Here is a 24095-nt window from a genome sequence, read left to right on the forward strand (position 1 = left end):
ATGGTCAGCGCCTTCGAGCTCTTCAAGATCGGCATAGGCCCCTCCTCCTCCCATACGGTTGGGCCGATGAAGGCCGCCGCCGCCTTCATCGAAGCCCTGACCTATCGGGGCCTGCTCGGCGCCGTGGAGACCATCCAGGTCGATCTGTTCGGGTCGCTGGCCTGGACGGGCAAGGGCCACGGGACCGACCGCGCCGTGGTGCTGGGCCTGGCCGGCGAGGCGCCGGAAACCGTGGATCCGAACTTCGCCGACAGCATCTTCCGGCGCGCGAGCGACGAGCATGTGCTCGAGATCGCTGGGCGCGGCATCGTCTTCGATCCGGCCGTCCACCTGAATTTCGACGTGGTGAGCCCCGCGCCGGTCCACCCCAACACCCTGGCCTTCACCGCGTTCGACGGCTGCGGCGGCGTGCTGGCGCAGGAGCGCTGGTGCTCGATCGGGGGCGGCTTCATCGTGCCCGAGGCCGAGGTCGGCCACAGCGTCGAACCGTCCCACGCCCTGCCCTACCCGTTCCGCTCGGCCGCCGAGTTGCTGCGCCTGGGCGACCGGACCGGGCTATCGATCGCCGAGATCGTACTGGCCAATGAATCCGCCGCCCGCCCCCGGGCCGAGGTGCTGGCGCACCTCTCGCAGATCGCCGAGGCGATGATGGCCTGCATCGACCGGGGCATGACCGCGGTCGGCGAATTGCCGGGCGGCCTGAGGGTCCGCCGCCGGGCCGCGGCGCTCAGCCACAAGATCGTCGCCGACCAGTTCCGCAACGAGCGCTCCCCGCACGAGATCATGGACCGGGTCAGCCTCTTCGCGATCGCGGTCAACGAGGAGAACGCGGCCGGCGGCCGCGTGGTGACCGCCCCCACCAACGGCGCGGCCGGGGTGCTGCCGGCGGTGCTGCGCTACTATCGCGACCTCTGGCCCAATGCGACGGCCGAGGGCGTGCACACCTTCCTGCTGACGGCCACGGCGGTCGGCGGCCTGTTCAAGACCAACGCCTCGATCTCTGGGGCCGAGGTCGGCTGCCAGGGCGAGGTCGGGGTCGCCTGCTCGATGGCCGCCGCCGGCCTGGCGGCCGCGCTGGGCGGCACGAACGCCCAGATCGAGAACGCCGCCGAGATCGGGATGGAGCATCACCTGGGCATGACCTGCGATCCGGTCGGCGGGCTGGTGCAGATCCCCTGCATCGAGCGCAACGCCTTCGGGGCGGTCAAGGCGATCAATGCGGCCTCGCTGGCCCTGCGCGGCGACGGCGCCCACCACGTCTCCCTCGACAAGGTCATCGCCACGATGCGCCAGACCGGGGCGGACATGCAGTCGAAATACAAAGAGACCTCGCTGGGCGGCCTGGCCGTCAGTTTCCCTGAGTGCTGAACGCCCACGCCGACAGAGCCGACGCGATCGATTGGAGCGGCAAGGACCGATGAACGTGACCACTATCAGACCCGCTTTCCTGACGTCGGAGCCCGGCAAGGTCGAGGTTGAGGACTATGTCCTGAACATCTCCTGCCCCAACGCCGCCGGCATCGTCGCCGAGGTTTCCCAGCTGCTGTTTTCGTACGGCGGGAACATCCTCGATGCGAACCAGTTCGACGACATCATCACCGGCCGGTTCTTCATGCGGGTGGTGTTCAGCATGCCGACCGGCCGCCTGCCGCTGCTGCAGTCCGACTTCGGCCCCACGGCCGAGCGCTTCGGCATGACCTGGGGCGTCCGCCGTCAGAGCGAGCCCCTGCGGGTCATGCTGATGGCTTCGAAGTTCGTGCACTGCCTGGCCGACCTGCTGTCGCGGTGGCGGAGCGGCGAATTGCCGATGCAGGTGGTCGGGCTGATCTCGAACCACCCGCGCGAGGTCTATGCCGACCTCGACCTCACCGGCATCCCGTTCCACCACCTGCCGGTCACCAAGGACAACAAGCCCGAGCAGGAAGCCAAGATCGAACAGCTGGTCGCCCAGACCAGCGCCGACGTCATCGTCCTCGCCCGCTACATGCAGGTGCTGTCAGACCGCCTGGTGCAAACCCTGACCGGCCGATGCATCAACATCCACCACTCGTTCCTGCCCGGCTTCAAGGGCGCCAAGCCCTATCACCAGGCCTATGTGCGCGGCGTGAAGCTCATCGGGGCGACCGCCCACTACGTGACCGCCGACCTGGATGAAGGGCCGATCATCGAACAGGAGGTCGAGCGTATCAGCCACAAGGACACGCCCGACGATCTCATCCGCAAGGGCCGCGATATCGAGCGCCGCGTCCTGGCCCGCGCCCTGGGCTTCCACCTGGAAGGCCGGGTGTTCCTCAACGAACAGAAGACCGTGGTCTTCCGTGACTGACGCCAGCCTCAGCACCCTAGACGTCCGCTCCGAAGACGGACATGCCTCACGCCGTCGCGCGCCTCAGGGCCGCGACGCCTTCTCCAGTTGGATCTGAAAATGAAATCACACGCCCGCGTAGTTGTGATCGGCGGCGGCGTCGTCGGCGTCAGCACCCTGTACCACCTGGCGAAGCTCGGCTGGTCCGACGTCGTGCTGATCGAGCGCAAGGAGCTGACCTCCGGCTCGACCTGGCACGCCGCCGGTCTGCTGCCGCTGTTCAATATGAGCTATTCGGTCGGCCAACTGCACAAGTACTCGGTCGCGCTCTACCCCGCGCTGGAGGCCGAGACCGACCAGCCGGTCGGATTCCGGCCGGTGTCGAACATCCGGCTCGCCTGCACCCAGGACCGGCTCGACGAGTACAAATATTACGCCGGGGTCGCCAAGACGATCGGCGTGGACGTCCGCTTCCTCACCCCCGAACAGGTCAAGGAGATCTGGCCGCTCTGCAATGTCGACGACGTGCTCGGCGCGATCCAGCATCCCGACGACGGCTATGTACAGCCCGCCGATCTCACCCAGGCCTTCGCCAAGGGCGCGCGGGCCAACGGCGCGACGATCTACCGGCACACCACCGTCACCGGCATCACTCAGACGCCGACCGGCGAATGGTGCGTCTCCACCGACCAGGGCGACATCACCTGCGAGCACGTCGTCTCGGCGACCGGCAGCTTCGCGCGCCGGACCGGGGCGATGGTCGGGCTCGACATCCCGGTGATGCCGGTGGAGCACCAGTACCTCATCACCGAACCGCACCCGGACATCCTAGCCCGGCGGGCCAGCGGGCTCGGCGAGATGGGCGTGCTGCGCGAGTCCGACGCCTCCTACTACATGCGCGAGGAAGCCGGCGGCCTGCTGCTCGGCCCTTACGAAACCGGAGCCCCGGTCTGCTACGTCGACGGGCCCCACCCGGACTCGGAATACGAGCTGTTCCAGGACGACCTGGACCGCCTGGCCCCGCACATCGAGGCGGCGATCGCCCGGGTTCCGGCCTTCGGCGAGGTCGGCGTCAAGCGGGTGTACAACGGCGCCATCGCCTACACGCCGGACGGCAACCCGATCGTCGGCCCGGCCTGGGACCTCAAGAACTTCTGGCTCAACGAGGGCCACAGCTTCGGCATCACCGCGGCGGGCGGCGCCGGCTGGCAGCTCGCCAAGTGGATCGTCGAGGGCGAGCCGTCGATCGACATGATGGGCGTCGACCCGCGCCGCTTCGGCCCCTACGCCTCGCACGGCTACCTGAAGGAGAAGAACGAGGAGGCCTACGCCAAGGTCTTCACGGTGCACTATCCCGACGAGGAACGGACCGCCGGCCGGGCCCTGAAGCGCTCGCCTTGCTATGACCGCATGAAGGACCTCGGCGCGGTGTTCGGCTCGATCTACGGCTGGGAGCGTCCCAACTGGTTCGCGCCGGCCGGCTACGCCCTGAGCCAGGCCGATCTGGCCAAGCCCGACGTCCTGTTGAACGAGAACCATCCCGACGACGGCGCGCCGACCGTGCGCGAGCGCTGGAGTTTCCGCCGCTCGAACTACTTCGAACATGTCGGCGCCGAATGCCGCCACGTGACGGAAAAGGTCGGGGTGCTGGATCTCAGCGCCTTCGCCAAGTTCGAAGTGTCCGGCCCGGGCGCTGAGGCCTGGCTTGAGCGCCTGCTGACCAACAAGGTCCCGACCAAGATCGGGCGCCTGAGCCTGTCGTATCTGCTGACCGAACGCGGCGGCGTGCGCTCGGAGTTCACCGTTTGCCGCGAGGCGCCCCAGAGGTTCTATCTGGTGTCCGCCGGCGCGCTGGAGCGGCACGACTACGACTATCTGATCAAGGCTCTGCCGACCGACGGCTCGGTGCGGCTGGAGAAGGTCACCACCCAGTACGGCGTGCTGGTCCTGGCCGGGCCGCGCTCGCGCGAGCTGCTCAGCCGCCTGACCGACGCCGACCTGTCCAACGAGGCCTTCCCCTGGCTGACGGCCCAGACCATCAATATTGGCGCGGCCCAGACCAAGGCGCTGCGGGTCAACTTCGTCGGCGAGCTGGGCTGGGAGCTGCATCACCCGATCGAGATGCAGAACTACATCTTCGACCGCCTGTTCGAAGCCGGCGCCGAGTTCGAACTGAAGCCGTTCGGCATCCGGGCGATGGACTCGATGCGTCTGGAGAAGTCCTACAAGCTCATCCCGCGCGAGCTTTCCATCGAGTACGCCGCCCTCGAATCCGGCCTCGGCCGCTTCGTGAGCTTCAAGAAGGGCGACTTCGTGGGACGCGAGGCCTTGAAGGCCTGGAAGGAACGCGGCTTCGCCAATCGGGCCGTAACCCTAGAGGTCCACGGGATCACCGACGCCGACGCCCGTGGATCGGAGCCGATCTACCAGGGCGACGAGCTGGTGGGCCGGGTCACGTCCGGCGGCTTCGGCTGGCGGACCAACAAGTCCCTGGCCCTGGCCATGGTCCGCCCTGATCTGGGCGAGCCGGGCGTGGAGCTGGAGATTTCCATCCTCGGCCAGCCGTACAAGGCCACGGTGATCGCCGACTCTCCGTTCGACCCGGACAACCTGGCGCTGAAGGGATGATCGCCGACCGGCGACGCCCCAAGGTCTAGACATAAAGAAGTTGAATCCGGCGACGATCGGCTCAGGATTTCCCCTTGCTCCCGGCTCTAGCGGTCGTAGGGATAGCCCATGCAAGTCTGCAGCACAGTCGTCGGACAACGAACCGGTCTTGAGTGGCGGCCCGATCGTGGACACTCCCCGATCGAACGCTCGACTCCGGTCGAGACGGCGATCGGCCTGTCGTTCGATCGCCGGCCCCATACGGTGCTGATGGCCACGCCGCAGGACATGGCCGACCTCGCCATCGGCTTCACGGTCACCGAGGCGATCGCCGCCTACGGCGAGATCGACAGCGTCGACATCCAGGCCCACACCGAGGGGTACCTGGTCGACATCCGGCTGGCGCCCGCCGCCCGGCCGCGCAAGGCCCGGCCACGGACGCTCGAAGGCCGCTCAAGCTGCGGGCTCTGCGGGGTCCAACGCCTGTCCGACGCGGTCCGGCCGCTGCCGCAGGTGACGACCGGCCAGCGGTTCACCCCGCAGGCCGTGCAACGGGCGCTGAGCGCGCTCAGTGATCAGCAGCCGCTTGGCCGCGCCACCCGTGCGACCCACGCCGCCGGGTTCGCCGCCGCCGACGGAACCCTCCATCTGGTCCGCGAGGATGTCGGTCGCCACAACGCGCTCGACAAGCTCGCTGGCGGCCTGTTCCAGGCCGGCCTCGATCCGACCGCCGGCTTCGTGGTCGTGACCAGCCGCTGCTCCTTCGAGATGGTCGAGAAGACCGCCCGCATCGGCTGCCCGATGATCGTCGCGATTTCGGCGCCGACCGACCTGGCGATCCGAAAGGCCGAAGAGGCCGGCGTCACCCTGGTGGCCCTGGCCCGCAGCGACGGCCACACCGTATTCAGCCGCGCCGAACGCCTGGACGTTCGCGCCGGCGCAACCCTCTGAGCTTGTAGGTCGTCCATGTCGAAAGAGGAAACCCCAGGCGTCCGCCCCTACAAGAGCCCGGCTGGCGGTTGGGGCGCTCTGAAGGCTGTCGGACAGGCCTTGGTCGACCAGGCCACGGTCGTCGAGGGCGGCCGCACCCTGCTGCACGCCAACCAGCCGGACGGGTTCGACTGCCCGGGCTGCGCCTGGCCCGACCCCAAGCACACCTCATCCTTCGAATTCTGCGAAAACGGGGCCAAGGCCGTGGCCTGGGAGGCCACCAGCAAGCGCGCGACGCCTGAACTCTTCGCCGCCAACACCCTCGCCGAGCTCTGGACCTGGAGCGATCATGCGCTCGAGGACACCGGCCGCCTGACCGAGCCCATGGTCTATGACCGGGCCTCTGATCGCTATCTGCCGGTGAGCTGGGAGACCGCGTTCGCGCAGATCGGGGCTGAGCTCCGCGCCCTGGACCATCCCGACCAGGCCGAGTTCTACGCTTCCGGCCGCGCCTCCAACGAGGCGGCGTTCCTCTATCAGCTGCTGGGTCGGAAGTTCGGCACCAACAACTTCCCCGACTGCTCCAACATGTGCCACGAGCCGACCAGCGTCGGGCTCCCGGACTCCATCGGCGTGGGCAAGGGGTCGGTGACGCTTGAGGACTTCGACCACGCCGACCTGATCCTGTGTTTCGGCCACAACCCCGGCACCAACCATCCCCGCATGATGTCGACCCTGCGCGAGGCGTCGCGTCGGGGGGCGACGATCCTGGTGTTCAACCCCATGCGGGAAAGGGCCCTGGAGCGCTTCGCCTCGCCCCAGGACCCGGTCGAGATGGCCACGCTCAGCGCCACGCCGATCGCCTCGCAATACTACCAACCCCGGATCAAGGGTGACGCAGCGCTCGTCCAGGGGCTGATGAAGGCCCTCATCGCCCTCGACGGCGAAGGCGCTGATGCGCTCGACCACGCCTTCATCGCTGAACACACGCAGGGCTACGAGGCGCTGGTCCTCCAACTCGCCGATCTCACCTGGCCCGACATCGAGGCCCGGTCGGGGCTGTCGCGGTCGCAGATCGAGGAGGTCGCGACGATCTACGCCCGGTCGAAGGCGACGATCCTCTGCTACGGGATGGGCCTGACCCAGCACCGCAACGCCACCTCCACCGTCCAGCAACTCGCCAACCTGTTGCTGCTGCGGGGAAACATCGGCCGGCCAGGGGCCGGGATCTGCCCGCTTCGGGGGCACTCCAATGTCCAGGGCGACCGGACGGTCGGCGTCTGGGAAAAGCCGTCCGAGGCCTTCCTCGAGGCGATGGACCGCGTGTTCGGCTTTAAGTCGCCGCGCAAGCACGGCCATACCGTCGTCGAGGCGATCATGGCCATGGAGCGCGGCGAGGCTAAGACGTTCATCGGCCTGGGCGGCAACTTCGCCGTGGCCGCCCCGGACCCGGCTCGCTCCTTCGCGGCCATGCAGAAACTGGAGCTGAGCGTCCACATCGCGACCAAGCTCAATCGCACGCACCTGCTTCCCGGTCGTCAGGGCTTCCTGTTGCCCTGCCTGGGCCGCACGGAGATCGACCAACAGGCGTCAGGGCGCCAAGCCGTCACCGTCGAAGACTCGATGTCGATGGTCCACGCCTCCAGAGGCCTCAACCCGCCGGCCTCGCCCCACCTGATGTCAGAGCCGGCCATCGTCGCCGGTATCGCCAAGGCCGTCTTCGGAGAGGACGACACGACCGACTGGGCTGGGCTGGCCGCCGACTACGACCGCATCCGCGACCTGATCGAGGCGGTCCTGCCGGACCAGTTCGCGGACTACAACCAGCGCATTCGGGTCCCCGGCGGTTTCCGCCTGCCGGTCGCGCCCTCCGAGCGGGTGTGGAAGACGCCGAGCGGCCGCGCGAACCTGCTGGCCTATGTCGAGGTCGGAGAAGACGCTCACGCCGGCGATCCCAGCGTCCTGCTGCTGACGACGCTGCGGAGCCACGACCAGTACAACACCACGATCTACGGCAACGACGACCGCTATCGCGGGGTGTTCGGCCGCCGCGACGTCGTCTTCGTCAATCCAGGCGACCTGGCCGAGCGGGGCCTGAAGGACGGCGATCTCATCGACCTGAGCGCGGCCTTCGATCCCTCGGGCCGACGCACGCTGCGCGGCTTCACGGCGGTGGCGCGGGACATTCCGAAAGGCGGGATCGCCGCCTACTATCCGGAAGCCAACGGGCTGATCGGCCTGGACGATCACGATCACCGAAGCGGAACCCCCGCCTACAAATCCGCCCCGGTCAGGATGTGCGCGGCGGCCGACCTGCCTTAGGCCGCCCCGAAAGCCTAACGGGCCGTGCCGCTGAAATTCGCGCTTCTCGAAAAGTGTTCGAACGCGCTTGGTCGTGGCGCGCGTTACTCGTTTTCCTCGGCGCGCATCTTTTGAATTCGTATCCGGCTTCACAGCCGGCGCGCGAACAAAGCCATTTTCAGTCTTCGGGCTCCCATTTTAGGGGCAAGGGCGCGGCGCTCTTCAAAACAGCGACCGCGCCCAACCGACTATCGCGGCAAGAGGCGAACCCCGAGCCTCAGTTCCGTTGCGGAGGGACCGCGATCGCCGCCTCGCCAGTCAGGCTTTCGACGATCGGAGCTTGGTCGTAGAGCGCGTCGCGCGCGTCGAGCTGGCGGCGGATATCGGCGTGGCGGGCGGCGTCCAGGCCATAGCCGATCATGCACGCGCCCCCCAGCATCACGAACACCACCGGGCCGACCAGGAAGACAAGCTCCAGGTTGTGGATCGCCTGCGCAGTGTTCCGAGCGCCCTCGGCGGCGTCGTATCCGACCTTCGACAGGACGAAGAACGTCAGGCCGATCGAGAACGCGCCGGCGACCTTGGTGGTCATCGTAGTGATCGCGTAGAGCAGCCCCGACCGCTCCTTGCCATGCTCCAGCCGGATCTCGTCGGCGATGTCGGCGGTCATCGCGCGGGTCAGCAGATTGAACCCGGAGGCCATCACGCCGGCGATGAAGAGCGGGATGATCGCCACCATCAGGTTGCCCTTCGGTAGAGCGATCAAGGACACCAGCGTCAGCGAGTACAGCGTCGTGGCGACCATGACCGTCCGATGCTTTGAAATCCGCATGGCCAGCCGCCCCATCAGCGGCGCCCCGACGATGCCCGCCAGGAAATAGGTCGCCAGCAGGATGCTGGCCTGGCCGGTCGTGAAGCCCCGGCTGTCGGTGAAGAAGAACAGGTAGGTGGCGCTCATCCAGCCCGGACCAAGCGACAGGCAGAGGTCCGCCAGGAGGATTCGCGCGAAAGCCGGCCGCGTCATCAGCGCGCCGTAGTCGCGCAGTCGGAACTCATCGCCGGGCGCTTCGGGCGCGATCTTCTCGGGCGTGCGCCAGACGACGAGCGCCGCGGTGATCGGCGCCAGGGCGATGATCAGCCATCCCATCATCGCGACATTGCCGGAGTCGGAAACCGCCCGCGCCTCATTGACGATGGGGATCGCCAGGACGCTTGCGGCGCCCAGCACCCCGACGGCGGTCATGATCGCGAAGACCCGAGACCGATCATTGTAACTGGGCGCCAGGGTCGCGGCCCAGGCCGCATGCGACAACGCCAGGACCGAGTTGCCCAGATAGAGGATGAGCAACCAGAAGATCAGATAATTCCGCCCAATCCCGGAGGGCGGGAGGAACAGGAAATAGACCCCCAACATCAGGATCGGGGCGCCGAGGATCGTCCATAGCCGATAGCGGCCCCATGGCGTCCTGGTCTTGTCCATCGACCAGCCGAGCAGGCCGTCGACCGGAATGTCGATCATCCGGACAATGAAGAAGGCGGACCCGACGACCGCCAGATCGACCCCCAGGTGGCTCGCATAGTGGCGAGGCAGATAGACCGACATCGCGATGGCCACGGCCGCGACCGGCAGAGCGGTGGCCGCGAAAGCCAGGGCCGTAAGGAAGGGCACCCGCTTAGCCGGTGACGAAGCAGCCTGAGTCACGCTGTAGATACTCCCTCAAGGTTCGGCGCGACCTCCTGGAGGCCCGGCGCTCTTAGTCGTTCCGGCGACCGGGCCGCGGGCCGGAATGAGCCGTCTCCGACGCCCAGCCGCAGGCGGTCTCCTGCAGCGCTCCCAAGACCTCACGGCGCCTGGAAGCGGCCCCCGCATCGCCGACCTGCGGGGTTCGAACATCGTTCCACAAGCGCGCCGGCGAAAAACCCGTGATCTGCTTCCCGCCCTGACAGGGCCCCGAATGACGACGGCAAGAGGGAAATTCGCCGTCGCCGAAGGCTCAAAACGACGTTTCCCGCACCCGGGGGTTTTCGAACGTCGTTCGAGTGCCCCCTCGTCCGGTCCAACAAACAGAATCACAGCCAGGGAGGATTAGTTGTTTTCCACGAGTAACGAGCCGAGCCGCGCGCCCATGTTCCGGCAGCGGCTGCGGAGCGGATTGATCATGGGCGCGTCGATCGCTGCAATCTGCGCGATCAGCCCACAGGCCTTCGCCCAGGTGTCCGAAGACGCCCCAACGGTCGAAGAAATTGTCGTGACAGCCGAGAAGCGCGAGCAGAGCTTGCAGAGCGTCGCGGTGGCGGTCTCGGCCTACACCAGCGAAAAGCGCGACGTGCTCGGTGTGAACACCGTCGAGGATCTCGCCCGCGTCACGCCAAGCCTCAGCTATACAAACAACGATCGCATGTCGATCCGGGGCCTTGGCCGACTGACCAACGCCATCGGCACCGATCCCTCCGTCGCCCTCTATTCGGACGGCATCTTCTCCAACTCGATGACTGACGCGTCCACGCCGTCGCTGTTCATCGAGCGCACCGAAGTGCTGCGTGGGCCCCAGGGCACGCTCTACGGCCGCAACTCGATCGGCGGCGCGATGAACATCGTGTCCAAGCGCCCGACGGACGAGTTCAACGGCGAAGTCCGCGCCATGGTCGGCAACTTCGAAAGCTATCGCCTGGACGCCATGGTTCGCGGGCCGGTGCTCGACAACCTGCGCTTCCTGCTCGGCGCCTCGACGGAGCGCCGCAACAAGGGCTTCATCGACAATATCGGGTCGGGCGGAAACGCCGCCGGGATCAAGCGCTACACCTTCGAGGCGCAGCTTGAAGCCGATCTCGGCGACAACACCACGGCGCGCCTGCGCTATACGAAATTCGACTGGAACGACAGCTACGGCGTCGGCAACACCTTCGCCAACAACATCTCGCCGTACGACACGACGTCCCTGGCGGGCGCCGGCACCAGCGCCCTCTACTACAACACCACCTACGGGCTGACCGCGCCGAACCCCGGCGTCGCCAACCCCTACGTCCAGAACGCCAACTCGACCGCGCGTGGCTCGCTGAAAGATCATCACCGCCTGCACTTCGACGTGACGAGCGACCTGGGCTGGGCGACCCTGAAATATCTGGGCGGCTATCAGCAGTACAACTACTTCACCTCGACGGACTCCGACCTCTCCGGCCGCACCGCCCCCCAGAACATCCTGGTTGATGTCGACGGCGCCGGCCCGCGTCCGGCCTTCACCGCGACCAACGTGTCCACCGACGCGCGGACCTTCTACGAAGAGCGCCAGAGCTGGCTGTCGAACGAGATCAACCTCTCCTCGAACGGCGATGGCCCGCTCAACTGGATCGTCGGCGTCTATCAGTACGCCCAGGACTACGACCAGCCGCAGGGCATCCGGGTGGTCGGCGACCCCTCGGTGTTCCAACCGCTGACGCTGCAGGGCACGCCTGCCGCCCCCAACCCGAAGGGCGCCTTCCTCTATGTCGACGGTCACCTGGAAACCAAGTCGTACGCCGCGTTTGGCCAGATCGACTGGAAGTTCGCCGACGCTTGGACGCTGACGGCCGGCCTGCGCTACACCAAGGACGAAAAGACGGGCTACGACGTCGCGCGCTACGTCGCTCGCAACCCGAGCATCGCGCTGGCGTTCGGGGCCGCCCTGCCGCCGTCGGTCGCTCAAGGCTATTCCGTCGACGTGACCACCCAGCAGATTTGCGGCGGGACCACCCTGGCCTCCTGCGCGGCCAATCCGCTGACCGCCAACCTGACGGCCAACCCCGGCGGCGGCCTGCGGCGCGATCTGGCCGGCGACTGGGACGCCCTCACCGGCACCCTCGCCCTTCAGTGGCGGCCCGATTCCAGCACCAACCTCTATGCTCGCTATTCGCGCGGGTACAAGGCGGGCGGCTGGCTGGGTTCGAACGGGCTTTCGCCTGATCCCTATGCTGACCCGGAGTACGTCAACTCCTACGAAGCCGGCGCGAAGAAGACGTTCGGCGGCCAGCTACAGATCAACACGGCGCTCTTCTACACCGACTATAAGGGCTTCCAGGCCCCGCTGACGGTGCCGCTGGGTTCGATCACCGCCACGCAGTTCCTGAACCTCGACGCCACGGTCTGGGGCCTCGAAGTGGAGACCCAGTGGTCGCCGGTTCGCGACCTGCAGTTCTTCTTGAACTACGCCTACCTGAACACCGAGCTCGATACCGGTTGCTGCTTCGTCGACACGATCGACCCGCTCGCGCTGGCGCCTGGCGCCCAGCCCGTCGGGCCGGCCGCCAACGGTCGGGTTCTCCAGACCGTCGTCGGCAACGACCTGCCGCTCTCGCCGCACAACAAGGTGACGGTTGGCGCGACCTACACCTTCGACTTCGAGCCCGGCTCGCTGACCTTCAGCGGCACGGCGACCTATACGGACGCCCAGACGTCGGCGCTGTTCAACAACCCGGCCTATCGTTCGCCGTCCTTCACGACGGGCGATGTTCGGGTGCTGTGGCGTGATGCGGGCAGCCGCTACACGATGATCGGCTTCGTGAAGAACGTGACGGACGAGGTCGGCTTCGGAAGCTCGGTGGCCAGCCCCACCGGCCTCACCGCCGTCGGCGCTCGCCGTCAGGTCAGCCTGATCTTCCCCAGAACCTACGGGGTCGAACTGCAGTACCGCTTCTAACAGGCCTTGGCCGGGCGCCGCCTTCGGGTGGCGCCCGCGCCAGACGACTAGCTCGGGTGGGAGAGCAGATAGCCCGCGCCGGCCATGAGCCGGTCAGCCAACTCAGGCGGCAACTTGCCGTCCGGCTGAGACGACATGATCGCCGCCATTCCACGCGCCAGCGCCCACAGGGCGTAGGCCGCGCTTTGATGATGTTCCTTGGGGATGCGCGGATCGGACTGAACGACCGCCTCGTGCGTCAGGAAGGTCTTGTTCTCGGCTTCGCGCAGAGCCTCGTGGCGCGCGAGCAGCCGCGGATTGAACATCAGTGAGAACAGTTCGGCCCGGGTCTCCGAGAATTTGAAGAAGGCGACTGCGCTCGCGCCGATAGGCAGGGCGCCGGAGCTTGGCTGCGCGTCGATCATGTCGCGCCGAAGGCTCTCGAAGCCCATCACGCCCAGGCTGAGGAGGATGTCCTCCTTGTTGCTGAAGTAATGATACATCGACGCGATGCCGATGCCGGCCTCTTCGGCGATGGCCCGAAGGTTGAGCGCCTCGATCCCCCGCGTTTCCAGGATGTGGGCCGCGGCCGACATGGCCTTGGCCTTAACGCCATGCGTCTGGTGTGATGCATGCCTGATGCCCTGCGGCGATGAATGCGGCCACCGAAGGACGCGATCGCCCAAGGCAGGCTGAATGGCCACGCGTGAGCTCAGCGTAGATCCCGTCATGTTTCCTCCCGCCCCAAACGCCTTGGCGGTTTGGTGACAAGCCTGCTCGAAGCGCAGGTCAGCCCAACTCATCGCCGTTCGAATAGCGTTCGAATAGCCGATAGGCATGACCGACGCCCTCATCGTCCGGTTACGAGACGTCGAGGGCGGCCACGACGCGCTAGGCGGCGGCGCGCAACGTCCGGCCCAGGATCATGTCCGACGCCTTTTCAGCGATCATCATCGTCGGCGCATTGGTGTTGCCCGAGACCAACCTGGGCATGACCGACGCATCGACCACGCGGAGGTTCTGAATTCCGATCACCCGAAGTTCGGGATCCACGACCGCCATCGGGTCCCGGCCCATCTTGCAGGTGCCGACGGGGTGGTAGAGCGTCGTGCCGGCGGCCCTGGCGAAGGCCAGCAGAGCCGCATCGTCCTGCAAGGCGTCATCGGGCATCAGCGACTGCACGATTTGCGACTTGAGGGCGGCCTGGTCGGCGATCTTCCGCCCCCACTTCAGGGAAGCGATGGCCACCTGCTGGTCGATGGGATCGGCAAGATAGTTCGGCACGATCCTGGGGTGGACGGTCGGATCGGTCGAGCGAATGTGGATGTGACCGCGAGACTCCGGCCGCAGCTGGCAAGGCGCCATCGTCAGACCTGGATGGGTGTCCAACACCATCTTCTGGGCCGCCATCGACTTCGCCCGGTCGGTGGAGGCCGGCATCACGTGGAACTGGATGTCAGGCTCGGCGAGGTCGGGCCGCGACTTGCAGAACGCGGCGACATGCGCCGCTGAGAGCGTCAGCAGACCACGCCGCTGGACTGCGTACTTGACCACCTCGCCCGCGAACCGCGCGCCGCGCGTCATCTGATTGACCGACATGGCTCCGGGCTTCAGCCGCCACTGCATGGTGATCATGTAGTGGTCTTGAAGGTTCTCACCGACGCCTGGGAGGTCATGCACCACAGGCACGCCCATCTCCTGGAGATGCGCGCCCGAGCCGATGCCGGAGAGCTCCAGGAGTTGCGGGGAATTGATCGCCCCGCCCGCCAGGATCACCTCGCGCGCCGCGCGCACGGTCTTGGTTTCACCGCCCTGTTGGTAGGCCACGCCGACCGCGCGCTTTCCCTCCAGCAGCACCTTGGTCGCCAGCGCCCGGGTCACGACCCGCAGGTTCGGCCGGCTCATCGCCGGATGCAGGTAGGCGACGGCCGCCGATTGCCGCTGCCCGTTCTTGACGGTCAGTTGATACCAGTTGGCGCCTTCCTGGTTCTCGCCGTTCACATCCCGGCGGGGCAGTCCGGCCTGGCCGCAGGCCTCGATGACAGCGTCCGAGACGGGGAACTTCGCGCGCGGATCGGAGACGTTGAGCGGGCCCCCCGTGCCGTGCCACTCGTTCTCGCCGAGCTCCTGGTGTTCAGAGCGCCGGAAGTACGGAAGCACGTCGTCCCAGCTCCACCCCTCGCAATTGAGCTGCCGCCAATTGTCATAGTCGGCGTGCTGGCCGCGAATATAGAGCAACCCGTTGATCGAGGATGATCCCCCCAGCACCTTGCCGCGAGGCCAGGCATGCTCGCGCCCGTTAGTGCCGGCGTCGGGATCGGTCTTGTAGAGCCAATTGACCTTCGGATCCTTCATGGTCATGCCAAAGCCGACCGGCACGTGGATCATCATGTTCGAGAAGAACTGGCTCGGCTCGCGGGTCGGCCTGTCGTCCCCGCCGGCCTCCAGGAGAAGAACGCGAGTGCGGCCGTCAGCGCTCAGCCGATTAGCGAGCACGCAACCCGCCGACCCACCGCCGACGATCACGTAGTCGGCTTCGAGTTCTTGTCCCATTCAGTCCTCCGGGTATTTCCAGTTTGGGTCGATCGACCCCCAGCGGCGGCGCCCTCCGGCGTCCGTCCGCTGCGCAACCTCGATAGGGTCGAATGACGTTCCACAAGCGGCTGCAGGCGGGCCTGGAGGCTGCGCCGGGCCTTGCCAGCGCCCGCACGATGCAGGGCGCGGGCCACGGACCGATAGCGACGATAGGAGATGAGAAATCTGGAGGTGACGCCGCCGCCTTATGGCCTTACCAATAGAGAAAGCGGCCAAACATGTTGTCGAGACCGTCAAAAATTGCTGCAAAATTGGTCATGCCAATACCGCACTGAACGCTGGGCATGGCGGAGCATTGGGGAAGACACCTATGACCGGAACCGCAGCGACGACGCGCGACACCATCCCCCTCTCCGACGGCTGGCGCTTCCAGCTGGACGACGCCCTGGCCGGCGTCGAGCAGCCCGACTTCGTCGACACCGACTGGAGCGTGGTCAGCGTTCCGCACAGCTGGAACCGCGCCGGCTACTACATTCCAGAATCCGCCAGCCGCATAAACACGGCCGAGAACGTCAATATGCAGCGGGGCGTCGGCTGGTATCGACTGACCTTCGCTGCCCCGGAGAACCTGGCGGAAAAACTCTGCTGGCTGCAGTTCGACGCGGCCAGCCGGGTCGCCGAGATCTGGCTGAACGGCGTGCGGCTCGGCGAGCACAAGGGCGGGTTTTCCAGGTTCCGCTTCAACGCCACCCCGGCTCTGCGCACGGGCCAGCCCAACCTGTTGGTGGTGAAGACCGACAACACCAATCCCGATGTCGGCACGGCCACCGCCGACGTCCTGCCCCTGGCCGGCGATTTCTTTGTGCATGGCGGCCTCTATCGCGCCGTGTCGCTGATCGTCACCGACGCGGTGCACATCGACATGCTCGATTTCGGGGGGCCCGGCGTCTATGCGGCCACCACCGCGGTCGAGGGTTCGCAGGCGCAGATCGCCGTCCGCACCAAGCTGCGCAACGATAGTGCCGCCTCGGCCGAGACGCTCATTGTCACCACCCTGCGCAGCGCCGAGGGCGTCGTGGTCGCGCAGGGCTCGCAGCCGCTCACGCTCGCCGCCGGCGACGGTGATGAGATTTCCCAGACCCTGAGCGTCACCGACGTTCGGCTCTGGGACGGCGTGGCCGATCCCTACCTCTACGCGCTGTCGGTCGAGATCCGCACGGCGTCGGGGACCATCCTCGACAGCACGGAACAGTCGTTCGGCGTCCGCCAATTCCGGATCGATCCGGACCAGGGCTTCTTCCTGAACGGCCGCTCGGTGCCCCTGCGCGGCGTGTCACGCCACCAGGATCGCGAAGGCAAGGGCTGGGCCCTGTCGGCGGACGACGAAGCCCAAGACGTCGAGATGATTTGCGAGCTGGGCGCCAACACGATCCGCCTGGCCCACTACCAGCAAAGCCAGCACATCCACGAACTGGCCGACCGCCACGGCCTGATCCTCTGGGACGAGATTCCGCTGGTGTCCAAATGGACGCTCACCGTCGACCAGCCGCTGGCCTCGCCCGGCCTGGTCGACAACGCCCGCCAGCAATTGATCGAACTGATCCGCCAGAACTACAACCACGCCTCGGTCGTGGTCTGGGGCATCGCCAACGAGGTCGATTTTGGCCGGCCGGTGTCCGGCGACTTCGGGATCGGCGCGGAGGGCGAAGGCCCCGACCCGGCGCCGCTGCTGGAGTTCCTCGACCAGATCGTAAAGAGCGAGGACCGGGGACGCCCGAGCACCATCGCCAACTGCTGCGAGGGTGCGAACTTCGCCGGCGCGGCCCACGTGCCGATCGTCGCCGAAAAGGCCGAGGTCAGCGGCGCCAACCGCTACTACGGCTGGTACTACGGCAAGCCCGAGGAACTGGGACCGCAGCTCGACCGCCTCTACGCCGCCCATCCCAAGACGCCGCTGTCGATCAGCGAATACGGCGCCGGCGGCTCCTTCTCGCAGCAGACCGACAACCCGCTCGGCGGGCCGGCCAGCGCCTTCGGCCGCATCCAGCCGGAGGGCTATGAGAGCCACGTCCACGAGCGCTGCTGGGCCGACATCACCGCCCGGCCCTATCTGTGGGCGACCTGGATCTGGAACATGTTCGACTTCGCCACGACCATCCGGCGCGAAGGCGATGCCATGGACATCAACACCAAGGGCCTGGTGCGTTACGACCGCGGCGCCCGCAAGGACGCCTTCTTCTTCTACCAGGCCAACTGGTCGAAAGCCCCGGTGGTGCACATCACCGGCCGCCGCTACGTCGAGCGCGCCTATGCGGTGACCGACATCAAGGTCTACAGCAACGCCGCAACCACCGAGCTCTTCCTCAACGGCGCCTCGCTGGGGACGGTGGAGACCGGCCCGCACGGGATCTGCATCTGGCCCGGCGTCAGGCTGGCGCCCGGCGTCAACCAGATCAGCGCCTCGGGCGCGTTCGCGGGCGGCAAGATCAGCGACCAGGTCGAGTGGCGCCTAGACGCCGGCGCCCACAGCCAGGTGCGGATCAACTGCGGCGCCCTGATGGGCGCGACGACGAGCGACGGCCGCTACGGTTCGGACAACTTCTTCGTCGGCGGCGCGACCGGCAAGGTCGGCAAGAAGGCGCTGGAACTGGCCGACACCCCCGCCGCTCACGAGTTGCTCAGCACCTTCCGAAAGGGCGCCTTCGCCTATGAGGCGCCGCTCGAGAACGGCGCCTATTCGGTGACCCTGAAGTTCGTGGAACCCGGAAACCTCGCGGCGGGCGAGCGCACCTTCGACGTGCTCGCCAACGGCCGCCCGGTGCTGGAGGCCTTCGATATCGCCCTGGCCGCCGGCGGCGCCCTGAAGGCGGTCGAGCGGAGCTTCCCGGTCGAGGTTTCGGACGGCGTGCTGCGCCTGGACTTCAAGCCGCTGCAGGGCGAGGCCCTGGTGTCCGTCGTGGAGATCTGTCGCTAAAGGAGCCGGCCGCGCATCAGGTCACCCGGCGGCGGGCGTACTCTGTCCGCTGCTTGGCGACCTCGGTCCGCGCCCGCTCCACCGCCTCGATCTCGGTGGCCGCGAGCAGCCCCTCGATGACCCGCTCCAGGTGGTCGCGCATCTCCTTGCGCGCCCGCTGCGGGTCGCGCGCCTTCAGGGCGTCCAGCAGGCGGCGGTGCTCGTCGATCCTCGGCTTCACCCCCACCAGACGCGCCCTGTCCAGCATGTGGCGGCAGAGCGGCGAGCGGTAGCGCAGGTCCCACAGGGTCTCGATCACGGTGACGATCGCCGCGTTCCGGGTGGCCTCGGCGATCGCTACATGGAAGCGTCGATCGGCCTGCTCGCCCTTGGCGTCGCCGGCGTTCTCCTCGACCATCTCGACCAGGATCGCCTCCAGCTCGACGAGCTGTTCCTCGGTGATGGTCGTCGCCGCCAGGGCCGCGGCCTCGCCCTCGAACAGCACCCGGGCCTCGGTCAGCTCGAACGCCCCGATGTCCAGGTCCGGCGCCGCGGCCTCGACCGGCGGCGTGTCGGTCACATAGATGCCCGATCCATGCCGCGCCTCGACCAGGCCGCGGATCTCAAGGGCCAGCATCGCCTCGCGCACCGTGGGACGGCTGACGCTGAATTCCTCGGCCAGGTCCCGCTCGGACGGCAGCCGCTGGCCGGGCTTGTATTGGCCGCGCTCGATCGACGCGCCGACGGCGGCGACGACCTGCTGATAGAGCTTACGAGCGCCGGCGGTGGTTCTTGTCATGGTGGTCGAACAGCTTCGCAGATTGGACCCGATCGTACGAGCCACACCCCAGCCTGCCAACCGAGAAGAGGAGTTGACAGGCCTGGGCCGGCGATCGAAATAGGTATGACCAATTTGCGACTTCTCCGCAAACCGGGCACGAGGACCCACGACATCATGGCGCAGACGCTAGTCCTCGATCCCGACCGGTTCCTTCCGCACGCCCGCGCCGTGCGCAGCGTAGCCCGGGCGCTGCTCGAGCAAGTCGAGCAATTGCCCATCGTCAGTCCGCACGGCCATGTCGATCCGGCCTGGTTCGCCCATGACGCCCCGTTCGAGGACGCCGTCAGCGTCTTCCTGTGGCCAGACCACTACGTGCTGCGAATGCTCTACAGCCAGGGCGTCGGACTAGGCGAACTCGGCATCGCCGGCGGCGACAGCCCCGTGGAACGCGACCGCCGGGCCATCTGGCGATTGTTCGCCGCCAACTACCGGCTGTTTCGAGGAACCCCCTCGCGCCTGTGGCTCGATCACGCCTTCGCCACGGTGTTCGGCCTGGACCGCCGCTTGGACGCCGACACCGCCGACCACTATTTCGACGTCATCAACCAGGCGCTGGCCACCGCGCCCTTCCGCCCCCGCGCCCTCTTCGAGCGGTTCGGCATCGAGGTCATCGCCACCACCGAGGGCGCGCTGGACGGTCTCGAGCACCACCGGGCGATCAAGGCCTCGGGGTGGGATGGCCGGGTCATCACCACCTTCCGGCCCGACGACGTGGTCGATCCCAGCCGCGAGGACTTCGTCACCAATCTCGCGGAGCTGGAAACCCTGACCGGTGAGCAGGTCGACCGCTGGGACGGCTACCTCGCCGCCCTCGCCCAGCGGCGCGAATACTTCCGCACGGTCGGCGGTGCCACCGCCACCGACCACGGCCACCCGACCGCCCAGACCGCCGACCTGACGCCGGCGCAGTGCCAGGCCCTGCTCGGCCGGGTGCGGGCCGGGACGCCCAGCGCCGCCGACGCCGAACTGTTCCGCGCCCAGATGCTGACGGAAATGGCCAAGATGTCGTGCGCCGACGGCATGACCATGCAGCTGCACCCCGGTTCCTGGCGCAACCACAACCAGCGCCTGTTCGAGCAATACGGCCGCGACCGGGGCGCCGACATCCCGACGCAAACCGGCTATGTCGCGCAGCTCAAGCCGTTGCTGGATCGCCTGGGCGATCGCTCGGACCTGACCCTGATCGCGTTCACCTTGGACGAGAGCGCCTATGCCCGCGAGCTGGCGCCGCTGGCCGGTCACTATCCCTGCCTGCGCCTGGGCCCGGCCTGGTGGTTCCACGACAGCCCCGAGGGGATGATGCGGTTCCGGCGCCAGACCACCGAGACCGCCGGCTTCTACAACACCGTGGGATTCAACGACGACACCCGGGCCTTCTTCTCGATCCCGGCGCGGCACGACCTGGCGCGGCGCATGGACTGCAGCTTCCTGGCCGAGTTGGTCGCGACCCAACGCCTGGCGATCGACGAGGCCGCCGAGGTCGCCGTCGACCTGGCCTACAACCTGCCCAAGGCGGCCTACCGGCTGTGAAGCTTTCACTCGCCACGCTCAAGGCGGCTGCGCCGTCCGTCCGCACGCCGACCTATGACGTCGCGCGCCTGGGGGCCGGCATGGTGCACCTGGGGGTCGGCGCCTTTCACCGGGCCCATCAGGCGATCTTCACCGACGACGCCATCGAGGCGGCCGGCGGCGACTGGGGCGTGGTGGGCGTCTCGATGCGCCAGCCCGACGTCGCGAACGCCCTTTCCGCCCAGGACGGCCTCTACACCGTCGAGACCCTGGACGAGGCGCCGTCCTACCGGGTGGCCGGCGCGATCCGCGCCACCCTCACCCTTCCCCAAGACCCCGAAGCCGTGCTCGCCGCCATAGCCGATCCGGCCGCCCACATCGTCACCCTTACCGTCACCGAGAAGGGCTACTGCCTGGCTGGCGGGACGCTCGACCTCCAGCACCCGGACATCCTCCATGACCTGGCCCATCCCCACGCGCCGCGCTCGGCGATCGGGGCGCTGGCCCAAGGACTGGCGGCCAGACAGCGACACGGCGCGCCGATGACCATCATCAGTTGCGACAACATGGTCGAGAACGGCGCGCGCCTGGGCCGCGCCGTCCACGCCCTGGCCGAGCGACTTGATCCCGGCCTCGCCGCCTGGATCGAAACGAGCATCGCCTTCCCCGAGACCATGGTCGATTCCATCGTCCCGGCCACCGACGCCGCCAGCCGGGCGCGGGTCGCGCAGGCGCTGGGCCTCACGGACGAGGCCAGCGTGCAGCGCGAGCCCTATGGCCAATGGGTGATCGAGGACCGTTTCGCCGGCCCGCGCCCCGCCTGGGACCAGGTCGGCGCCCAGATCGTCGCCGACGTCGCCCCCCATCGGCGACTGAAGCTGCATGTGCTCAACGCCACCCACTCGGCCCTGGCCTATCTGGGTCTGGCCCGAGGCCATGAGTTCGTCCACCAGGCGATGGGCGATGCGCAGATCCAGGCGTTCCTGGAGGATCTGGTCGAGACCGAATTGGCGCCGGGCCTGCCAGGCCTGCCCGTCCGCGACTACTGGGCCAAGACCGCGCGCCGCTTCGCCAATCCGATGGTCGATCACCGGCTGGCCCAGATCGCCCAGGACGGCGGCCTGAAGCTGGCCGAGCGGGTCTATCCGGTGATGATCGCCAACGCCCGCGACGGCCTGCCGATCGCCCGCCTGGGCGCCATCGTCCGGGCGTGGCTTGAGCACATGGGGGCCGGGTCGCCCGGCCTGGACCTGCTGCCGCAAGAAATCCAGCGCGATCCGATCTTACGCGCCGCGATCCTCGGAGCCGCCCAATGACCCGCGCGATCTGCATCGGCGAATGCATGGTCGAACTTCGGGAGGCGCAGGACGGCCTCTATCGACGCGGCTATGCCGGCGACACCTACAACACCGCCGTCTATCTCAAGCGCTCGGCGCCCGACCTCGACGTCCAGTTCGCCACGGCCACCGGCGATGACCCGCTGAGCCAGTCGATGCGCGAGGCCTGGCGGGCCGAAGGCGTCGGCGACGACCTCGCCTTCCAGACTCCCGGCAAGCGGCCTGGCCTCTACCTCATCGAAACCGACCCCCACGGCGAGCGGCGCTTCCAGTACTGGCGCGGCGAGTCGGCGGCGCGAAACTGGTTGCAGGAGCTGTCGGCGGCCGGAGGGCTGGCGCGCCTCGCCGGGGCCGATCTCGTCTACCTGTCGGGCATTTCGCTCGCCATCCTGGCGCCGGCCGACCGCGCCCGAGCCTTGGACCTGCTGCACGCCCTGCGCGGTCAGGTCGGCCTGATCGCCTTCGACCCAAACCTGCGCCCGGCCCTGTGGCCGTCGCTGAGCGTCGCGCGCGAAGTCTTCGAGGAAGCCGTCGGGGTCGCCGACATCCTGCTGCCCAGCCGCCAGGATCTGGAGCTGCTCTATGACGTGGACGAGCCGGGGCTCCAGATGATGCTTCTGCTGGACCGCGGCGCCCGTGAGGTCGCGCTGACCGCCGAAGACACCGGCTGCCTGGTCAGGCACGCCGAAACCATGACCCATATCGACGCCATCAAGGTCGAGGCCGTCATCGACACCTCCGGCGCCGGCGACTCCTTCAACGGCGCCTATCTGGCCGCCCGCCTGCAGGGGCATGGCCCCCTCGCCGCGGCCCGGGCCGGGCTCGCCCTGGCGGCCCAGGTGGTCGCTCACCCCGGCGCCGTCGTCCCCAAATCCAGCCTTCACTACGGGAATAGCTCGCATGCCTAAGATCACTGGCGCGAAGGTCATCGTCACCTGCCCGGGGCGCAACTTCGTCACCCTGAAGATCGAGACCGCCGACGGCGTCCATGGCATCGGCGATGCGACGCTCAACGGCCGCGAACTGTCGGTCGTTTCCTATCTGAACGACCACGTGATCCCGTGCCTCATCGGCCGGGACGCCCACCAGATCGAGGACATCTGGCAATTCCTCTATCGCGGCGCCTACTGGCGGCGCGGGCCGGTCACCATGTCGGCCATCGCCGCGGTGGACACCGCCCTGTGGGACATCAAGGCCAAGATCGCCGGCCTGCCGCTCTATCAACTGCTGGGCGGCGCCAGCCGCACCGGGGTGATGGTCTATGGCCACGCCAATGGCTCAACCGTCGACGAAACCATCGCCGAGGCGCTGCGCTACCAGGCGATGGGTTACAAGGCGATCCGGCTGCAATCAGGCGTTCCTGGCCTGCCCAGCACCTATGGCGTCTCGAAGGACAAGCTGTTCTACGAACCGGCCGACGCGGCCCTGCCGACCGAGAACGTCTGGTCCAGCGCCAAGTACCTGCCGACCGTTCCCAAGCTGTTCGAGGCCGCGCGCGAGGCCCTCGGCTGGGACATCCACCTGCTGCACGACGCCCACCACCGCCTCACGCCCATCGAGGCTGCGCGCCTCGGCAAGGATCTCGAACCCTATCGGCCGTTCTGGATCGAGGACGTCACCCCGGCCGAGAACCAGGCCTCGTTCCGACTGATCCGCCAGCACACCACCACCCCGCTGGCGGTCGGCGAGGTGTTCAACAGCATCTGGGACGCCAAGCAGCTGATCGACGAGCAGCTGATCGACTACATCCGCACGACCATCGTCCATGCCGGCGGGATCAGCCATCTGCGGCGCATCGCCCACCTGGCCGAGATCAACAACGTGCGGACCGGCTTCCACGGCGCCACCGACCTCTCGCCGGCCTGCATGGGCGCGGCGCTGCACTTCGACCTCTGGGTGCCGAACTTCGGGATCCAGGAATACATGCGCCACACGCCGGAGACCGACGAGGTCTTCCCCCACGCCTACACCTTCGCCGACGGCTATCTGCACCCGGGCGAAGCGCCGGGCCATGGCGTCGACATCGATGAGGACCTGGCGGCCCGCTACCCCTACCGCCCCGCCAGCCTGCCGGTGAACCGGCTGGAGGACGGCTCGATGTACAATTGGTGAGGGCGGCGGCTCT

At 67.6% G+C, this 24095-nt stretch carries 15 protein-coding genes; 11 read left to right on the forward strand and 4 right to left on the reverse strand.

Translation table 11 applies throughout. The features are described 5' to 3' along the window. The 5 genes from ASE02_RS07825 to ASE02_RS07845 all read left to right on the forward strand — a co-directional run bounded on the left by ASE02_RS07825 (window position 1) and on the right by ASE02_RS07845 (window position 8164). Window positions 1-1368 (forward strand): L-serine ammonia-lyase, encoded by a 1368-nt coding sequence (locus tag ASE02_RS07825; RefSeq protein ID WP_056732893.1) that lies wholly within the window; start codon window positions 1-3, stop codon window positions 1366-1368. A 49-nt stretch (window positions 1369-1417) separates the two neighbouring features. After that, window positions 1418-2326 (forward strand): formyltetrahydrofolate deformylase, encoded by a 909-nt coding sequence (gene purU, locus ASE02_RS07830; RefSeq protein ID WP_082601943.1) that lies wholly within the window; start codon window positions 1418-1420, stop codon window positions 2324-2326. Between the two features lie 99 nt (window positions 2327-2425). Next, window positions 2426-4933: an FAD-dependent oxidoreductase gene (locus ASE02_RS07835; protein WP_056733197.1), complete on the forward strand. Its 2508-nt coding sequence runs from the start codon at window positions 2426-2428 to the stop codon at window positions 4931-4933. A gap of 108 nt (window positions 4934-5041) precedes the next feature. Further along, the gene (fdhD, locus tag ASE02_RS07840) at window positions 5042-5863 is read left to right on the forward strand and encodes a formate dehydrogenase accessory sulfurtransferase FdhD (RefSeq protein WP_056732894.1); all 822 of its coding nucleotides are present in this window, start codon (window positions 5042-5044) and stop codon (window positions 5861-5863) included. A 15-nt stretch (window positions 5864-5878) separates the two neighbouring features. Then, on the forward strand, window positions 5879-8164 hold the full coding sequence (locus ASE02_RS07845) for an FdhF/YdeP family oxidoreductase (RefSeq protein WP_056732896.1): 2286 nt from the start codon (window positions 5879-5881) through the stop codon (window positions 8162-8164). Between the two features lie 256 nt (window positions 8165-8420). Here the strand turns inward: ASE02_RS07845 and ASE02_RS07850 are convergent, their stop codons facing one another. After that, window positions 8421-9812, reverse strand: a complete 1392-nt coding sequence (locus tag ASE02_RS07850; protein ID WP_056732898.1) for an MFS transporter — start codon at window positions 9810-9812, stop codon at window positions 8421-8423. Window positions 9813-10302: 490 nt separating this feature from the next. On the opposite strand from ASE02_RS07850, the gene ASE02_RS07855 reads away from it, so the two are divergent. After that, entirely contained in the window at window positions 10303-12816 is a 2514-nt protein-coding gene (locus ASE02_RS07855; protein ID WP_162257153.1) for a TonB-dependent receptor, read from the forward strand. A gap of 47 nt (window positions 12817-12863) precedes the next feature. Here the strand turns inward: ASE02_RS07855 and ASE02_RS07860 are convergent, their stop codons facing one another. Beyond that, a complete protein-coding gene (locus ASE02_RS07860; protein ID WP_162257154.1) occupies window positions 12864-13634 on the reverse strand; it encodes a TetR/AcrR family transcriptional regulator in 771 nt (256 codons plus the stop codon). A gap of 52 nt (window positions 13635-13686) precedes the next feature. After that, the gene (locus ASE02_RS07865; RefSeq protein WP_056732904.1) at window positions 13687-15348 is read right to left on the reverse strand and encodes a GMC family oxidoreductase; all 1662 of its coding nucleotides are present in this window, start codon (window positions 15346-15348) and stop codon (window positions 13687-13689) included. Between the two features lie 352 nt (window positions 15349-15700). Here ASE02_RS07865 and ASE02_RS07870 point away from each other — a divergent pair, with 352 nt between their 5' ends. After that, the gene (locus ASE02_RS07870) at window positions 15701-18304 is read left to right on the forward strand and encodes a glycoside hydrolase family 2 TIM barrel-domain containing protein (protein ID WP_056732906.1); all 2604 of its coding nucleotides are present in this window, start codon (window positions 15701-15703) and stop codon (window positions 18302-18304) included. Window positions 18305-18320: 16 nt separating this feature from the next. Here ASE02_RS07870 and ASE02_RS07875 read toward each other — a convergent pair whose 3' ends face one another. Then, complete coding sequence (locus ASE02_RS07875) at window positions 18321-19082, reverse strand: FadR/GntR family transcriptional regulator (RefSeq protein ID WP_056732908.1); 762 nt, start codon at window positions 19080-19082, stop codon at window positions 18321-18323. 156 nt (window positions 19083-19238) lie between these two features. Here ASE02_RS07875 and uxaC point away from each other — a divergent pair, with 156 nt between their 5' ends. From uxaC to manD, 4 genes are read left to right on the forward strand one after another with little or no spacing between them, the layout of a single operon-like run. Beyond that, complete coding sequence (gene uxaC / locus ASE02_RS07880; protein ID WP_056733199.1) at window positions 19239-20654, forward strand: glucuronate isomerase; 1416 nt, start codon at window positions 19239-19241, stop codon at window positions 20652-20654. Next, a complete protein-coding gene (locus ASE02_RS07885; protein WP_056732909.1) occupies window positions 20651-21949 on the forward strand; it encodes a mannitol dehydrogenase family protein in 1299 nt (432 codons plus the stop codon). The genes uxaC and ASE02_RS07885 overlap by 4 nt, the downstream gene beginning before the upstream one ends. Continuing rightward, window positions 21946-22878, forward strand: coding sequence for a sugar kinase (locus ASE02_RS07890; RefSeq protein ID WP_056732911.1), 933 nt, complete (start codon window positions 21946-21948; stop codon window positions 22876-22878). Before ASE02_RS07885 ends, ASE02_RS07890 begins: the two co-directional genes overlap by 4 nt. Further along, entirely contained in the window at window positions 22871-24082 is a 1212-nt protein-coding gene (gene manD / locus ASE02_RS07895) for a D-mannonate dehydratase ManD (RefSeq protein ID WP_056732913.1), read from the forward strand. The genes ASE02_RS07890 and manD overlap by 8 nt, the downstream gene beginning before the upstream one ends. Window positions 24083-24095 lie beyond the last annotated feature (13 nt).

It is taken from the genome of Phenylobacterium sp. Root700, assembly GCF_001429025.1.
GTDB lineage: Bacteria > Pseudomonadota > Alphaproteobacteria > Caulobacterales > Caulobacteraceae > Phenylobacterium.

Coding starts and splice junctions, on each gene's coding strand:
- ASE02_RS07825 (WP_056732893.1), top strand. CDS start 1: ATGGTCAGCGCCTTCGAGCTCTTCAAGATCGGCATAGGCCCCTCCTCC.
- purU (WP_082601943.1), top strand. CDS start 1,418: ATGAACGTGACCACTATCAGACCCGCTTTCCTGACGTCGGAGCCCGGC.
- ASE02_RS07835 (WP_056733197.1), top strand. CDS start 2,426: ATGAAATCACACGCCCGCGTAGTTGTGATCGGCGGCGGCGTCGTCGGC.
- fdhD (WP_056732894.1), top strand. CDS start 5,042: ATGCAAGTCTGCAGCACAGTCGTCGGACAACGAACCGGTCTTGAGTGG.
- ASE02_RS07845 (WP_056732896.1), top strand. CDS start 5,879: ATGTCGAAAGAGGAAACCCCAGGCGTCCGCCCCTACAAGAGCCCGGCT.
- ASE02_RS07855 (WP_162257153.1), top strand. CDS start 10,303: ATGGGCGCGTCGATCGCTGCAATCTGCGCGATCAGCCCACAGGCCTTC.
- ASE02_RS07860 (WP_162257154.1), bottom strand. CDS start 13,634: ATGCCTATCGGCTATTCGAACGCTATTCGAACGGCGATGAGTTGGGCT.
- ASE02_RS07865 (WP_056732904.1), bottom strand. CDS start 15,348: ATGGGACAAGAACTCGAAGCCGACTACGTGATCGTCGGCGGTGGGTCG.
- ASE02_RS07870 (WP_056732906.1), top strand. CDS start 15,701: ATGACCGGAACCGCAGCGACGACGCGCGACACCATCCCCCTCTCCGAC.
- ASE02_RS07875 (WP_056732908.1), bottom strand. CDS start 19,082: ATGACAAGAACCACCGCCGGCGCTCGTAAGCTCTATCAGCAGGTCGTC.
- uxaC (WP_056733199.1), top strand. CDS start 19,239: ATGGCGCAGACGCTAGTCCTCGATCCCGACCGGTTCCTTCCGCACGCC.
- ASE02_RS07890 (WP_056732911.1), top strand. CDS start 21,946: ATGACCCGCGCGATCTGCATCGGCGAATGCATGGTCGAACTTCGGGAG.
- manD (WP_056732913.1), top strand. CDS start 22,871: ATGCCTAAGATCACTGGCGCGAAGGTCATCGTCACCTGCCCGGGGCGC.